The 398-nt window shown below is 46.5% G+C and carries 3 tRNA genes; all 3 read right to left on the reverse strand.

The window, feature by feature from the left end:
- Window positions 1–78: 78 nt before the first annotated feature.
- Window positions 79–171, reverse strand: a tRNA-Ser gene (locus IRY55_RS13395).
- A gap of 27 nt (window positions 172–198) precedes the next feature.
- A tRNA-Ile gene (locus IRY55_RS13400) sits at window positions 199–275 on the reverse strand.
- Between the two features lie 3 nt (window positions 276–278).
- Window positions 279–355, reverse strand: a tRNA-Met gene (locus IRY55_RS13405).
- Window positions 356–398: the final 43 nt, after the last annotated feature.

Genomic DNA, 398 nt, shown 5'->3' on the forward strand with positions numbered 1-398 from the left:
TTAACACTATAAGTTTTTCAGACAATAACTATCTTACCATACTTTCCTTTGTTATGCAACCATTTATTTAAAATAAAATGGCGGAGGAAGAGGGATTCGAACCCCCGCGGGCTTTGACACCCCTGTCGGTTTTCAAGACCGATCCCTTCAGCCGGGCTTGGGTATTCCTCCACGTATTAACAAAAAGGTATTATAATTTGGTGGACCTTGCAGGACTCGAACCTGCGACCGGACGGTTATGAGCCGTCTGCTCTAACCAGCTGAGCTAAAGGTCCTCTTGGTAGCGGCGGAGGGAGTCGAACCCACGACCTCACGGGTATGAACCGTACGCTCTAGCCAGCTGAGCTACACCGCCAAGATTTTATATGTTTGTCCACTGAAACTATAATTAAATATGG

The organism is Savagea serpentis (assembly GCF_015351395.1).
GTDB classification, from domain to species: Bacteria; Bacillota; Bacilli; order Bacillales_A; family Planococcaceae; genus Savagea; species Savagea serpentis.